Raw genomic sequence first — 13,714 nt, forward strand, 5'->3', positions numbered from 1 at the left:
CGCGCATGTGCGGGATCGTCGGGTACGTCGGACCGAGGGACGCGGTCCCGGTGCTGCTGGAGGGCCTGCACCGGCTGGAGTACCGGGGGTACGACTCGGCGGGGGTCGCGGTCGCGGACGGTGGCGGGCTCAGGGTGGTGAAGACCGCCGGGCGGGTCGGTGACCTGCGCAGGGCCGTGCCGGACGACGTCGAGGGCCGCACGGGCATCGCGCACACCCGGTGGGCCACGCACGGTGAGCCGACCGACCGCAACGCGCACCCGCACGTGGACGCGGCGGCACGGGTCGCGATCGTCCACAACGGCGTGTTCGAGAACTCCGACCGGCTGCGTGCCCGGTTGCGGGCCGACGGGGTCGCGCTCGCCTCGGACACCGACAGCGAAGTCCTCGCCCACCTCGTCGCCCGCAGTGCCGCGGCCACCCTCGAAGACGCCGTGCGCGAGGCGTTGGCGCAGGTGGAGGGCACGTACGGGGTGATCGTGATGGACGCCGACCGACCCGGTGAGCTGGTCGCCGCCCGACGGGGCAGCCCGGTCGTGCTGGGCGTCGGCGAGCAGGAGATGCTGGTCGCCTCCGACGTCACGGCGCTGGTCCGCTTCACCCAGCAGGTGATCTACCTGGACGACGACGAGATCGCCACGGTGACCGCCGACGGCTACCGCACGTCCACCATGGACGCCCGCGCCACCAGCACCACCCGCTCCCCCACGGCGATCGACGTGGCGAGCGCCGAGTACGAGCTGGGTGAGCACCCGGACTTCATGTACAAGGAGATGCGCGAGCAGCCCGACGCGGTGGACCGCTGCCTGCGCGGGCGGCTGGACCACCGGTTCTCCTCGGCCCGGCTGGACGGCGTCGGCCTGTCCCCGCAGGACTACCAGCGCATCCGCCGGGTCAAGCTGCTCGGCTGCGGTTCGGCGTACTACGCGGGCCAGCTCGGCGCGCAGCTGATCGAGGAGCTGGCCCGGATCCCGGCCGACGCGGAGCCCGCGTCCGAGTTCCGCTACCGCAACCCCGTGGTCGACCCGGACACGCTCTACGTCGCGATCAGCCAGTCGGGTGAAACGCTGGACACGCTCGCGGCCGTGCAGGAGCTCAAGCGCAAGGGCGGGCACGTCATCGGCGTGGTCAACGCGGTCGGCAGCACGATCGCCCGCGAGTGCGGCCACGGCATCTTCCTGCACGCCGGCCCGGAGGTGTCGGTGGCGGCGACGAAGTCGTTCACCACCATGGCGGTGGCGCTGGCGATGCTGGCCCTGGACCTGGGCCGGGTGCGCGACCTGTCCATCACCGAGGGGCGACGCCTGGTCACCGGCCTGTCGGAACTGCCGCACCACATCGCGCGGATCCTCGCGGCGGAGGACGACATCGCGGCGGTCGCCCGCAAGTACGCCGGGGCGGAGCACATGTTCTTCGTCGGCCGGGTGCGCGGGTGGCCCGCCGCGCGCGAAGGCGCGCAGAAGCTGAAGGAGATCTCCTACGTGCACGCGGAGGCCTACCAGGCGTCCGAGCTGAAGCACGGGCCGTTGGCGCTGATCAACCCGGAGATGCCGACGGTGGTGCTGGTGCCGGACGACGAGCTGCTGGCGAAGAACACCGCCACGATCGAGGAGATCAAGGCGCGCGGCGGGCCGGTCATCGCGGTGACCGACGCCGAGCTGCCGCCGGGCCTGGCCACGGACGTCATCCGGGTGCCGAAGGCGCACGACGCGTTGGCCCCGATCACGCTCTCGGTGCCGTTGCAGCTGTTCGCCTACCACCTCGCGCACGCGCTGGGCCGTGACGTGGACCGGCCGCGGAACCTGGCCAAGAGCGTGACCGTGGAATGAGCGGTCGTCCCCGCCCTTCCGAGGCGATCTGAGGTTAGCCTTACCTGCATGCCCCGGTACTCGACGTTGGACCAGTTGCAGCTCAAGGTGCTCACGAAGGCCGCGGGCCTGATCACGGCCACGCCCAACCAGCGCGACGTGTTCGACCAGTTCGCCATGACGGTCACGGCGGTCGCCGACCTCGCGCCGCACCTGCGCCGGGTGACGTTCCGCGCGCCCGAGTTCGCCGAGTTCCGGGTCACCGGGCCGGACGAGTGCTTCGGCTTGCTGATGGCGCCGCCCGGCCGCCCGTTGACCATGCCCAGCGCGGACCGCGTCAACGTCCGCACCGCGATCCGCGCCCTGCCCGCCGAGGACCAGCCGGACCTGCGCTGGTACACCGTCCGGGCCCACCGCCCCGAGCCCGGCGAGATCGACGTGGACTTCGTCCTGCACGGTGACGCGGGTCCGGGCACGCGGTGGGCGACCCGGGCCGCGGTGGGCCAGTCCGTCGGCTTCCGCGCGGGCAACTCGGGTTACCGCCCGCCGTCGACCGGCACGGTCCTGCTGGTCGCCGACGAGACCGCGCTGCCCGCGCTGTGCGCGATCCTGGAGACGGGTGTCCCCGAGGGCACCCGGATCTTCGCCGAGGTGCCCGGCGAGGACTTCCGGGTGGCCGTCGACGCGCCGGTCACGTGGCTGCACCGGGGTGACGACGCGCCGGGCTCGCACGTGCTCCGCGCGGTGACCGACCTGCCCTCCCCGGCACCGGACTACGCCTGGGTCTGCGGCGAGTCGACCCTGGCCACCTCGGTGCGCAGGCACCTGGTCAAGGAGCGGGGGGTGGACCGGCGGTCGGTGATGTTCAGCGGGTACTGGAAGGTCGGCGCGGCCCGGACGTGACCGGCGTTCACCCCGCGGTGCGCCGGTCGCGGCGGGTCAGCACGAGACCGGCCACCGCGGGCACGCCGACCGCGGCACCGGCCAGGAGCCACTGGGCCACCGTCATCGTCCCCAGCGAAGCACCGGTCGTCGTGTAGACCACCGTCGCCGGGACCACGCCCACGGCGGTGCCGACGACGAACGCGCCGACCCGCAGACCGCTGAGCCCGGCGGCGTAGTTGACCAGCCCGAACGGCACCACGGGCAGGAACCGCAGCGCGATCACGGCCCACACGCCCCGGCGTTCGAGCAACCGGTCGACCCGTGCGAACCGGCCCCGCTCGAACCGGGGCCGAACCGCGTCACGCCCCAACCCGCGGGCCACCGCGAAGCTGGCCAGAGCCCCGACGGTCACACCGGCCACGACCGCGCAGGCGCCGACCACCGGCCCGAACACCACCCCGCCCGCGATGCTCAACAACGGCTTGGGCACCAGCACCACCGACCCGGCCGCGCACACCGCCACGAACACGAGCGGCGCCGCCGCGCCGGCGTGCCCGACCCAGCCCTGGACCTCGGCGACGTCCGGCGTGACGCCGGTCAGCACGCCCACGACGAGCACCAACAGCACGAGCACCAACAAGCCGAGGCGGACCACGCCCACCCGAACGCGGTCCGGCACACCCACCCCTCACCGCTGGAAGTCGACTACCGACCATCGTACGGCCGTCCCGCACCCCGATCGGACACGAGCCCGGCACATACCCACCGGGGGTACGCATCGGGCAGGAGAGCCGGCGCGTCGGCTCGCGACAGCCATCCGCTCGTCCTCCGCCACACGACGCGCCGCGGCGAGCACCAACGCCTCGGGCCGGGATTCACGTGACCGAAAGTCGACACACCCCTTGGGGGTATGCGCCCACGAGGGTGGCGGCGTCCGGAAGGGAACGGGGGACCACACCCGGGTGGTCCCCCGTCCGTCCGGTGTCAGAGCTGGCCGGTGGCCTCCCGCCACGCCCGCTCCTTCTTGATCCACTCGTTGTCCTGCGGGAACTCGTCGATGCTCGGCACCCGCCGGACCTCGGTCTTGAAGCCCGGACCGGTGATCGGCTGGCGCTTGGCCCACTCGACGGCCTCCTCCTTCGACGCCACGTTGAGGATGTAGAAGCCGTTGAACAGCTCCTTCGTCTCGCCGTACGGCCCGTCGGTCACCACCGGCGGCTCGGACGAGTAGTCGACCACCACGCCCTCGGAGGCGTCGGCGAGCCCTTCGGCCGCGACGAGCACGCCCGCCCGGATCAGCTCGTCGTTGAACCTGCCCATCGTGTCCAGCATCTCGTTGAAGTCGATCTCGCCCATGTTGGCGAAGGCCTCGTCCGTGGCGCGCATGATCAGCATGTACTTCATGGTCGACATCTCCCTGGCCGCTGTCCGGGTCCCCCTCGGACCCTGTTCACCCCTAGGTCGAACGGGACGGGCCGTGGATCGACACCTCGCGCCAAGATTTTTCCCGTGAGTTGTCTTCGCAGCTCAACAGCCTTCGACCAGGCCGAGGAGCGCTGCGGCGACGAGCGCGACGGCCCGGTCGCCGTCACCGGCCAGGTCGCGCAGGACGCCGTGCGCGGCCGTCCCCGGCAGCTCGGCGAGCGCCTGGATCAGGCGGATCCGGACCCCCGGATCGGCGGTGTGCGCGGCCAGCTCGTCCACCAGCGCGCCCACCACCCGGTCCGCGCACTCGGGGTCCCGTGACAGCGACCCCAGCACCTCGGCCGCCTCGACGTCGTTCAGGCCCTCGACCACCATGCCGACCAGGACCGGCACGGCCGCGGTCATCCCACGCGCGCCCAGGGCCAGCGCGGCGTGTCCGCGCACCGTCGCCGCGGCGTCCCCCAGCGCCTCCACGAGCACCGCCGTCGCCTCGTCACCCGGCAGCTCGGCGACGGCCAGGACCGCGCGCCGCCGCACGTCCACGTCCCCCGAGCGCACGCCGGCCGCCACGTGCGCCACACCGTCGTCCCCCGTCCGCGCGAGGGCCCACCGCAGCGCGCCGGCGACGTTCGGATCGGTCTCGGCGAGGACGGCCTCGGCCAGCAGCTCGGCGGGCACGGGCACGTCGTCGGCCGGCGACAGCACGGCCTGCTGCCGGCGTGCCGCGCTGGGCGAGTCCAGCCCGTGCAGCAGCCGCACGATCCGCAGGACGTCCGGCCAGCCGGAGGGCGACGAGGCGTCGACGGCGCGCAGCCGTTCGAGCAGCTCCCGCTCCCGCCGCAGGCGGTCCTCGGTCCGGCGGATGAGGTCGGCGACCAGGGTGGACGGCGCGAACGCCGGGTCTTCCAGCGCGCGCCCGATCTCCCGCAACGACAACCCGAGGGACCGCAGGCTCTCCACGTGGAAGATCCGGCGGATGTCCTCGGCGGAGTACTCGCGGTAGCCGCCCACCGTGCGCCCCGTCGGGCGCACCAGCCCCAGCGAGTCGTAGTGCCGGAGCATCCGCGTGCTGACCCCCGACCGCCGGGACACCTCGCCGATCAGCACGCCGGTCCGTCCGCCGGGGCCGGGCCGAGCGCGACGACCCGGATCGCCTCGTCCACGTCCGGGTCGAACGCGGCATCCGGGTCGAGCACGAGCCGTTCCGTGGCACGCGCGTGCGCGCGCACCACCGGGTCCGCGCTCGCCAGTGCCGCCCGCAGGACCGGTTCGACCACGTCGTCCAGCGCGACGAGCGCCCGGCTGAGGCTCAGCCGCACGGCCCGGTCACCGCGCCCGAGCTCCTCGGCCAGGTCGGCGGCCAGCCGCGCCCGTTCCCCGTCCGGCACGAGGACGACGGCCGCGCGCCACGCGCTGCGCGCCACCTCGTCGTCGGCGTCGTGCAGCACCGCCGGCGTGATCGCGGGCCACGCGCTCGCGTCCGCGATCTTGGACAGCGTGTGCAACGCCTGGCTGCGGGCCTGGGAGCGCCCGGAATCGAGCTCCGCGAGCAGCCTCGGCACCGTGACCTCCGCCGGGAACCGGGTCAACGCCCAGGTGAGCATGTCGCGCACGAAGAAGTCCGGCTCGACCGCGCACCTCGCCACGAGCGCCTCGACGTGACCGGGGTCGCGCCGGGTGCCGATCGCGAGCGCCGCCTGGAGCCGCGTCGAGGACTCCCCCGCGCGCACGGCGTCGAGCAGGACGTCCCGGGTGTCGTCAAGGGTCGTGTTGATGGGGACCACCTCCTCGACCCAGTGAAGACGTTGTCACAGTGTCAACGTCAAGCCCGGTCAGTGCACACCGCTCATCAACCGCCGGATCGGCCGTGACGCGAGGGCGAGCAGGACGCCGAAGAGGACGGCCGCGCCGCCGACCGCGGTGAAGTAGGTCGTTTCGTGGTCGGCGCTGTAGTACTTGGCCAGCGAGCCCGCGGTGGCGGTGCCGAGCGCGATCGACAGGAAGTTGAGCGCCACCATCTGGGTGTGGAACGCCTCGGGTGCGAGCTTCGTCGACAGCGACAGCCCGACCGGCGACAGCAGCAGCTCGGCGACGCTGAACACGAGCAGGATCACGACCAGCACGAGCAGCGGCGTGCTGTTCGCCGCACCGCCGGCCGTGGGCAGGAACAGCAGGAACGCCAACCCCATCAGCACGGTGCCGAGGGCGAACTTCACCGGCGAGGACGGCTGCCGCGGCCCGAGCCTGGTCCACACCGCCGCGAACACCCCGGCCAGCAGGATCACGAACACCGGGTTGATCGAGTTCGCCCAGGACACCGGCATCTCCCAGCCGAAGAACGTGCGGTCGACCCGTTGGTCGACGTAGATCGCCACCACGGTGAACTGCTGCTGGAACAACGCGAAGAACACGAAGCTCGCCAGGAACATCGGGATGAACGCGACCACGCGGCGGCGTTCGACCCGGCTGATGCGGCGGCTGGACAGGATCACCGCGAAGTAGCCGACCGACGCCACGACGATGACCACGATCACCACGTCGGCGAGGTTGGCGGGCCGGACCACCCCGGTCAGCACCAGCACCACGACCGCCACGACGACGGCCGCCGCGACGCCCACGACGGACAGGCGGCGGGCGGGCGGCAGCGGGTTGGGCACGACGTTCACCTCGGGGCCGAACTTGCGCCGGCCGAACCAGTACTGGGTCAGGCCCGCGGCCATGCCGACGGCGGCCAGGCCGAAGCCGTAGTGGAACCCCAGCTCCTCCTGGGCCAACCCGGTCAGCAGCGGGCCCACGAACGCGCCGAGGTTGACGCCCAGGTAGAACAGCGAGAACCCGGCGTCCCGACGCTCGTCGCCCTCCGCGTACAGCGAGCCGACCAGGGCCGTGGCGTTGGCCTTGAGCCCGCCGCTGCCCAGCGCGACCGCCGCCAGCCCGACGCCCACCCCGGCGAACCCCGGCAGCAACGCCAGCGCCACGTGCCCGAACATGATCAGCACCGCGCTGGCGAACAGCACGCGCTCCGACCCGACCAGCCGGTCCGCCACCCACGCGCCGACGATGGTGGACAGGTACACCAGCCCGCCGTAGGCGCCGACGATGCTGGTCGCGGTGCCCTCGGACAGCCCGAGACCGCCGTCCGCCGCCCGGTAGTACAGGTAGATCGTGAGGATGCCTTGCATCCCGTAGAACGAGAAGCGCTCCCACATCTCGACGCCGAACAGGTGCGCCAGCGCGCGTGGGTGACCGAAGAAGCCCCTGCTCTGGTCCTGCTCCGCCGTCGTGCTCATCGTGCGACCTCGCCTCATCGGGTGGTGGCGGGCTCGGCCCGCGCTGCGCTGACCGAGAACGGCGTGCCCTCCTGGCACGTCGTGGCCTGACCCGGGCGGGTCGCCCCCTCCACGACGACCTCGGCGCCCTCGCGGAGCACGGTCGGGTCGCCGCCCAGGAGCAGGAACCGGCCCCGGTCGGTCGCCAGGACCAGGCACCCCGCCTCCACGCCGGCCTGCACCGTGCCGCGCAGCACCGTCACCGGACGTGACGGTGCCGGGGTCGTGGGCGCGGTGGACGGGGGTGCGGTGGACGGGGCGCACGACGGCACCCCGCCCGCGCACCCGGTCGGGCCGGGCTCCCGCGCGGGCTGCCCGCACGCCGTCACGAGCAGGACCACGCCGAGGAGGGCGGCCGTCCGCGAACCGTCCATGCCGTGCGGCTACCCCGCAGCCGCACGGTTGGAACGGCAGTGTCACCCGATCGGCGTCTCCCGTCCGGACCCGCGGTCGGACGACCCCGCCCTCAGACGGGGGTGCGGGGTGCCTCGTCCGGGTCGCCGTGCCGGTCGCGTGCCGCGCGCACGCGCAGGCGGTCCAGGAACCCTATGGCCGGGGTCGCCGTGATGCCGTGCAGGATGATCGACCCGATCACGACCAGCGCGACCACCCGCCAGATCCGGTCCTGGTCGGCGAAGTGCCCGGCCTGCACCGCGTAGGCGACGTAGAACAGCGACCCGACGCCCCGCACGCCGAAGAACGAGATGACGGCCCGTTCCCGGGGCCCGGTCCGCCCCCGCGCCAGGGCGATCAGACCGGCCACCGGCCGCACGACGAGCAGCACGACCAGCGCCACCAGCACGTCGCGCCAGCCGGTGCCCGCCAGCAGCCCGGTGACCGCCGCGCCGCCGAGCAGGAAGATGATCAACACGGTGAGCATGCGCTCGACCTGCTCCACGTACTGGTGCAGCACGCGGTGGTAGCCGTGGGACCGCTCCCCCGCCCGGATCGTGCACGCACAGACGAAGACGGCGACGAAACCGTAGCCCTCGGCCAGCTCGGTGAGGCCGTAGGCCAGGAACGTGGCGGCGAGCGCCACGAAGCCCTCCGCGTGCTCGGCCAGCCGCAGCTTCTCCGACGGCGCGGCGAAGAACAGCTTGCGCAGCGCCCACCCGGTGAGCAGCCCGACGAGCACGCCGCACGCCAACCGCCACGCCACGTCCACGGCGAGCCACTGCGGCAGCCAGGCGGACGGCGCCGCGCCGACGACGCTGACCGCCACGGCGGCGTAGGTGAACGGGAAGGCCAAGCCGTCGTTGAGCCCCGCCTCCGAGGTGAGCGCGAACCTCGCCTCGTCCTCGCCGTGGTCGTCCGGGTGCTCCGCGGGTTCGGCCACCTGCACCTCGCCCGCCAGCACCGGGTCGGTGGGCGCGAGCACCGCCGCGAGCAGCAACGACGAGGCCAGGCCGAAGCCGAGGGCGCCCCAGCCGAGCAGCCCGACCGCGAGCATGGACAGCGGCATCGTGATGCCCAGCAGCCGCCAGGTCGTGGCCCAGCGGCGCAGGCCGAACGGCCGGTTGAGCGCGAGCCCCGCGCCCATCAGCGAGATGATCACGCACAGCTCGGTCAGGTGGACGGTCACCGAGCCGTGCCGGGTGGGATCGGGGTCGGGCAGCGGCTCGACCACCGCGAACGCCACGGCGCCGACCGCCAGGAAGACCATCGGCATCGAGATCGGGGCACGGCCCAGCACCCGGGGCAGCAACGCCGCCAGGAGGGTCGCCACACCGGCGCCGGCGTACACGGCAGCCGGACCCACCAGGCCGCTCCTCTCCGTCGCACCGCGCTCGAACACCGATTCGACCGCGTACGCCTCGAGGTACCCACTCCGGGCGTCGTCCATGCGGGACGGAGCCGATCCGCAGGTCACGACCGTGTCAGCCCGGGACACGAGGGGCTGAGGATCGCTCGATCGTGTCAGCCCCGGTGCGGAGATGATGACGGCGGTCCCCGCCCCGCCAGCCGGAAGATGGTGCCGCCTTGACACCGCTGACCCAGATCGTGAACACCGCCCTGACCGACGCGGTCAACCGGTACGGGACCGCCGTGTCCCCCGTGCTCGACGGCCGGGGGCTGCACTGGGAGATCGACTTACGAGGTGTCCTGCGCGGGGTGGTGCCCGCGTCCTGCCCGACGCCCGAGGTGCTGGAACGCCTGGTGCACTGGGCCGCCGTCCTCGACCTCGCCCTCGCCGCCTCCGACCGCGACGCGCGGGGCGTCTACACCTACCGCGGCACGGCCGGGAACCGCCCCGTCGAGGTCCGGGGCACCGTGAACCCCTGACCCCGTCCGGGGGTCGATCCGCTCAGCGGCGCAGGCCGGCGCGCACCACGAGCGCGTCGTGATCGGTGTAGGTGGTCGGTTCCAGTTCCAGGGTCGGCCCGGCCAGGGTGCCGTAGGCGTGCTGGATGCCGGGAGCCTGGACGGCGGCCGCGTCGGTCAGCGTCCAGTGGGTCGGCGGGGCGCACGAGGCGCGGCGGTTGACGTCGCCCGCGAAGAGGGTCGGACGGGTGCGCGCGGCCAGCACGGCGGTCAGTTCCGCGCACTGCGCCGCGTTGGCCGTGCCGGGCGCCTCGCCGCCGGTGGACAGGTGGGTCGTGCACACGTCGACGCGGCGGGCGGTCGTCACGCAGAGCCAACGCCGTTGCTCGACACCGGTGAACACGGAGAACGGCGCGTCCTCGGAGGCGCGGATCGCTTCCTCGGTCAGCACGGCGTTGCCGAACACGCCCCGTCCTTCCGGTGCCTTGCACGCCAGCGGCGCACCCCGGTAGACGACCGCGGCGAAGCGGTGGTGGTAACCGGTGCGGGCGGCGATCTCGGCGACGTCACCGCTGCACGCCTCGTTCAGCGTGACCGCGTTGACGTCGTTGGCCTCGATCCGGGCCACCACCTCGTCCACGATCCTCGGGTACTCGGTCTTGGCGTAGCAGCCGGCGTAACCGCTGGCGCAGACGTTCATGTGCAGCAACGAATAGGGCGGGCGCGCCGCCGCGGGCCCGGCCGCGGCGGTTCCCGGGGACAGCAGGCCGGCGACGAGCAGGCAACCGAAGAGCGCGGCGAGCGGAAGACGTCGGATCACGGCCTGATTGTGCTGATCGGAGCAACGGATCCGCAGACCTCGCGACGAGTGTTCACCGCCTGGACGCCTGCGCGAACCGCCACCGCGGACGACCGTTCTCCCGCCGGTCGCGCACCGAAGGTGTGAAACCCGGCGGAGTTGGGCAACCCGGTGCCGGTAACGATCACGCCGCGTCGCAGGAGTCGGCGTGGCACGAGGACAAGGAAGCACCGTGGGCATCCTGGGTTGGATCGTTCTGGGTCTCATCGCCGGCGCCATCGCCAAGGCCGTCATGCCCGGCAAGGACCCGGGCGGCATCGTCATCACCATGCTGCTGGGCATCGTCGGCGCCATCATCGGCGGCTTCATCGGTCGGGCGATCTTCGGCTCCGACATCGGCAGCTTCTTCGACCTGAGCACGTGGCTGCTGGCCATCCTCGGCTCGGTCGTGGTCCTGGCCGTCTACCACCTGGTCACGAGCCGGGGCCACCGAGCCCACGGCTGACGCCACACCGGAACGCTCGGGCCCGCCGGTCGAACACCGGCGGGCCCGACGCTTGTTCCCGTGCGCCGGAGCGGTCAGCCGACCAGGCCGTGCCGGTAGGCGTAGACGACGGCCTGGACGCGGTCGCGGAGGCCCAACTTGGTCAGGATGCGTGAGACGAAGGTCTTCACGGTCTCCGGGCTGAGCACCAGCTCCGCGGCGATCTCGCTGTTGGACAGGCCGTCCGCGATGAGGTGCAGGACCTCCAGCTCCCGGGGTGTCAACCGGGTGCCGGGCGCGCTCGGCGCGACCGGTCGGATGCGGGTGGCGAACCTGCCGACCAGTTCCCGCGTCACCTCCGGGTCGAGCAGCGCCGCGCCCGACGCCACCGTGCGGATGCCGTGCAGCAGCCGGTCCGGTGGCGCGTCCTTGAGCAGGAACCCGCTCGCCCCGGCCCGCAGCGCCTCGTAGACGTACTGGTCGAGGTTGAACGTCGTCACCACCAACACCTTCACCGGCCGCGGCACGTCCGCGCCCGCGAGCAGGCGGGTGGCCGCGATGCCGTCGAGCACCGGCATGCGGACGTCCATCACCACGACGTCCGGGTCCAGCCGGCGCGCGAGGTCGACCGCGGTCCGCCCGTCACCGCACTCGCCCGCCACTTCGAGGTCGGGCTGGGCGTCGATGATCGTCACCAGGCCGGTGCGGACGAGCACCTGGTCGTCGCAGACCAGCACGCGGATCACCGCGAGTTCTCCGGGACGCGGGCGTGCACGTGGAAACCGCTCGGGTCGTGGCCCGCGCTGAACTCGCCGCCCAGCAGGTCGATCCGCTCGCGCAGACCGGCCAGACCGCGTCCGCCGCCGCCGAGGGGGACGGCCGGGGCGGCGACGGCGTCCGTGCTGACCTCCACGGTGACCTCGCGCTCGCCGTGCCGCACGCGCACCGACGTGCGACTGCCGCGAGCGTGCTTGAGGGCGTTGGTCAGCGACTCCTGCACCACCCGGTACACCACCGGACCCGCGCTGCCACCGGCCCTGGCCGTGCCGTCCTCGGTGAACTCGACCGGTTGGCCCGCGCGACGGGTCTGCTCCACCAACGTGCGCAACCCGCCGACGGGCGGTGCGGTGTGGTCGGGGTTGAGCACGTCGAGCAGGTGCCGCAGGTCGGTGAGCGCCTGCCGTCCGGTCCCGGCGACGGCGGTGAGCGACTCGTCCAGCCGCTCCGGTTCCGCGGTCAGGTAACGGGCCGACTCGGCCTGCACGACCATCGCCGTCACGTGGTGCGTCACGACGTCGTGCAGTTCGCGGGCGATGCGGGCGCGCTCGGCGGCGCGGGTGTCCTCGGCGACCCGGCGACGCCGCTCGGCCTCCGCGATCCTCGTGGCGCGCAACCACGACCCGGCGCTCGCCACCAGCACCAGCGCGAGGTAGAACGTCACCACCTCGGCCACCGGCTCGCCCCCGCCCAGCAACGGGAACAGCAGCGCGAGGACCACGTACGCCGCGGAGAACACCAGCGCGGCGACCCACCGCCCGCGCTCCAGCCGTGCCGCGGCGACGAGCAGCGCGATCACCAGCGCCGTGCCCGCGAACGTGTGGTAGCCGCGCAACTGGTCGACCGCGAAACCCAGCGACACCACGGCGAGGCACGCGACCGGCCACCGTCGGCACAGGACGAACGGGAGGCATTGCAGCGCCACGGCGACGACGGTGAGCTGGTCGTACGGGCGGGCGGGCATGCCGCCGAACTGGGTGCCCTGACCATGGAGCGCGGGCACGAGCGACCCGACGAAGAGGCCCAACCCGATCAACGGGTACCAGAGCGCGTACCGGCGCCAGAGCTCCGGGACCCGCCGAAGACCGATCACCGCGCCGATCCTACTGGCCGTGCGCACCGGGTCTCGCCGTCACACGAGCGGGAGGTGACGGGTCCGGCGTGTCAGGGGCCGTGTCAGCGCGGTGGCGGTCCGGTGTCAGGACGGCGGGCGACGGTGGTTCCTGTCAGCAGGACGAGCAACGGAACACAGGAGAACACGATGCAGACCTTCGCCACCCCCGCCCCGATCTCGGCCGTCGTCCACATCCCCGCCGGGCTCGTGCGGCTCGTCGCCGGCGACCGGTTCGACACCACGGTGGAGGTTCGCCCCGTGGACGCCTCGAAGGGCCGTGACGTCAAGGCCGCCGAGCAGACCGCGGTCGAGTACCGCGACGGCGTCCTGCGGGTCGAGGGCCCGACGAAGAACCAGGTCCTCGGCCCCTCCGGGTCGGTCGAGGTGATCGTCCACCTGCCCGCCGGCTCCCGCGTCGAGGGCCGGGCGGGCGCGGCCGGGGTGCACACCGCCGGACGGCTCGGCGACGTCACCTTCGAGGGCGCGCACGGCGCGATCGCCCTCGACGACGTCGACAGCCTCCGCCTCACCGCGCACGCCGGTGACGTCCTGGTCAACCGCCTCGGCGGGCCCGCGGAGATCGACAACCGGAAGGGGGACATCCGCATCGCCGAGGCAGTGGGCGGCGCGGTCGTGCTGCGCACCGAGGCCGGTTCGATCTCCATCGCCGCCGCTCACGGGACGCCGGCCACCCTGGACGCCGGCACGTCCCGCGGTCGCGTCCACAACACCCTGGTGAACGCGGGCGACACGGCCACCCGGCTCGACATCCGGGCGACCACCTCGTACGGCGACATCACCGCCCACAGCCTCGCGGGCAACTGACCGGCC

General features: G+C 73.2%; 15 protein-coding genes. 5 read left to right on the forward strand and 10 right to left on the reverse strand.

The features are described 5' to 3' along the window. The first annotated feature begins 5 nt into the window (after positions 1–5). Both glmS and FHX81_RS07730 read left to right on the forward strand, forming a co-directional pair. Positions 6–1,829 (forward strand): glutamine--fructose-6-phosphate transaminase (isomerizing), encoded by a 1,824-nt coding sequence (gene glmS / locus FHX81_RS07725; protein ID WP_141976435.1) that lies wholly within the window; start codon positions 6–8, stop codon positions 1,827–1,829. Between the two features lie 48 nt (positions 1,830–1,877). After that, positions 1,878–2,711, forward strand: coding sequence for a siderophore-interacting protein (locus tag FHX81_RS07730; RefSeq protein WP_141976437.1), 834 nt, complete (start codon positions 1,878–1,880; stop codon positions 2,709–2,711). Between the two features lie 7 nt (positions 2,712–2,718). Here the strand turns inward: FHX81_RS07730 and FHX81_RS07735 are convergent, their stop codons facing one another. From FHX81_RS07735 to FHX81_RS07765, 7 genes are all read right to left on the reverse strand, one after another. Then, the gene (locus tag FHX81_RS07735; RefSeq protein ID WP_170231969.1) at positions 2,719–3,372 is read right to left on the reverse strand and encodes a TVP38/TMEM64 family protein; all 654 of its coding nucleotides are present in this window, start codon (positions 3,370–3,372) and stop codon (positions 2,719–2,721) included. Positions 3,373–3,677: 305 nt separating this feature from the next. Continuing rightward, on the reverse strand, positions 3,678–4,097 hold the full coding sequence (locus FHX81_RS07740; protein WP_141976441.1) for a YciI family protein: 420 nt from the start codon (positions 4,095–4,097) through the stop codon (positions 3,678–3,680). Positions 4,098–4,220: 123 nt separating this feature from the next. Further along, entirely contained in the window at positions 4,221–5,225 is a 1,005-nt protein-coding gene (locus tag FHX81_RS07745) for a MerR family transcriptional regulator (RefSeq protein ID WP_141976443.1), read from the reverse strand. Then, entirely contained in the window at positions 5,219–5,902 is a 684-nt protein-coding gene (locus tag FHX81_RS07750) for a HEAT repeat domain-containing protein (protein ID WP_141976445.1), read from the reverse strand. Before FHX81_RS07750 ends, FHX81_RS07745 begins: the two co-directional genes overlap by 7 nt. A gap of 48 nt (positions 5,903–5,950) precedes the next feature. Then, positions 5,951–7,408, reverse strand: coding sequence for a peptide MFS transporter (locus FHX81_RS07755; protein WP_141976447.1), 1,458 nt, complete (start codon positions 7,406–7,408; stop codon positions 5,951–5,953). A gap of 14 nt (positions 7,409–7,422) precedes the next feature. Next, on the reverse strand, positions 7,423–7,821 hold the full coding sequence (locus FHX81_RS07760) for a hypothetical protein (RefSeq protein ID WP_141976449.1): 399 nt from the start codon (positions 7,819–7,821) through the stop codon (positions 7,423–7,425). Positions 7,822–7,913: 92 nt separating this feature from the next. Beyond that, positions 7,914–9,206 (reverse strand): cation:proton antiporter, encoded by a 1,293-nt coding sequence (locus tag FHX81_RS07765; protein WP_246107682.1) that lies wholly within the window; start codon positions 9,204–9,206, stop codon positions 7,914–7,916. 221 nt (positions 9,207–9,427) lie between these two features. Here FHX81_RS07765 and FHX81_RS07770 point away from each other — a divergent pair, with 221 nt between their 5' ends. Continuing rightward, complete coding sequence (locus FHX81_RS07770) at positions 9,428–9,730, forward strand: hypothetical protein (RefSeq protein ID WP_141976453.1); 303 nt, start codon at positions 9,428–9,430, stop codon at positions 9,728–9,730. Between the two features lie 22 nt (positions 9,731–9,752). Here the strand turns inward: FHX81_RS07770 and FHX81_RS07775 are convergent, their stop codons facing one another. Then, positions 9,753–10,529: an endonuclease/exonuclease/phosphatase family protein gene (locus FHX81_RS07775; protein ID WP_141976455.1), complete on the reverse strand. Its 777-nt coding sequence runs from the start codon at positions 10,527–10,529 to the stop codon at positions 9,753–9,755. A gap of 211 nt (positions 10,530–10,740) precedes the next feature. Between FHX81_RS07775 and FHX81_RS07780 the strand changes: the two genes are divergently transcribed. Continuing rightward, on the forward strand, positions 10,741–11,013 hold the full coding sequence (locus tag FHX81_RS07780; RefSeq protein WP_141976457.1) for a GlsB/YeaQ/YmgE family stress response membrane protein: 273 nt from the start codon (positions 10,741–10,743) through the stop codon (positions 11,011–11,013). A gap of 74 nt (positions 11,014–11,087) precedes the next feature. Here the strand turns inward: FHX81_RS07780 and FHX81_RS07785 are convergent, their stop codons facing one another. Both FHX81_RS07785 and FHX81_RS07790 read right to left on the reverse strand, forming a co-directional pair. Next, positions 11,088–11,738 (reverse strand): response regulator, encoded by a 651-nt coding sequence (locus FHX81_RS07785; RefSeq protein WP_141976459.1) that lies wholly within the window; start codon positions 11,736–11,738, stop codon positions 11,088–11,090. After that, on the reverse strand, positions 11,735–12,862 hold the full coding sequence (locus FHX81_RS07790) for a sensor histidine kinase (protein WP_141976461.1): 1,128 nt from the start codon (positions 12,860–12,862) through the stop codon (positions 11,735–11,737). Before FHX81_RS07790 ends, FHX81_RS07785 begins: the two co-directional genes overlap by 4 nt. Positions 12,863–13,030: 168 nt before the next feature. Here FHX81_RS07790 and FHX81_RS07795 point away from each other — a divergent pair, with 168 nt between their 5' ends. After that, positions 13,031–13,708 carry a DUF4097 family beta strand repeat-containing protein gene (locus FHX81_RS07795; protein ID WP_141976463.1) on the forward strand — a complete coding sequence of 226 codons (678 nt, stop codon included), beginning with the start codon at positions 13,031–13,033 and terminating at the stop codon, positions 13,706–13,708. The last annotated feature ends 6 nt before the right edge of the window (positions 13,709–13,714 follow it).

It is taken from the genome of Saccharothrix saharensis (assembly GCF_006716745.1).
Classification (GTDB): domain Bacteria; phylum Actinomycetota; class Actinomycetes; order Mycobacteriales; family Pseudonocardiaceae; genus Actinosynnema; species Actinosynnema saharense.

What these genes read in the sequence shown, in the direction of transcription:
- glmS (WP_141976435.1), top strand. Translation starts at nt 6, where the DNA reads ATGTGCGGGATCGTCGGGTACGTCGGACCGAGGGACGCGGTCCCGGTG.
- FHX81_RS07730 (WP_141976437.1), top strand. Translation starts at nt 1,878, where the DNA reads ATGCCCCGGTACTCGACGTTGGACCAGTTGCAGCTCAAGGTGCTCACG.
- FHX81_RS07740 (WP_141976441.1), bottom strand. Translation starts at nt 4,097, where the DNA reads ATGAAGTACATGCTGATCATGCGCGCCACGGACGAGGCCTTCGCCAAC.
- FHX81_RS07755 (WP_141976447.1), bottom strand. Translation starts at nt 7,408, where the DNA reads ATGAGCACGACGGCGGAGCAGGACCAGAGCAGGGGCTTCTTCGGTCAC.
- FHX81_RS07760 (WP_141976449.1), bottom strand. Translation starts at nt 7,821, where the DNA reads ATGGACGGTTCGCGGACGGCCGCCCTCCTCGGCGTGGTCCTGCTCGTG.
- FHX81_RS07795 (WP_141976463.1), top strand. Translation starts at nt 13,031, where the DNA reads ATGCAGACCTTCGCCACCCCCGCCCCGATCTCGGCCGTCGTCCACATC.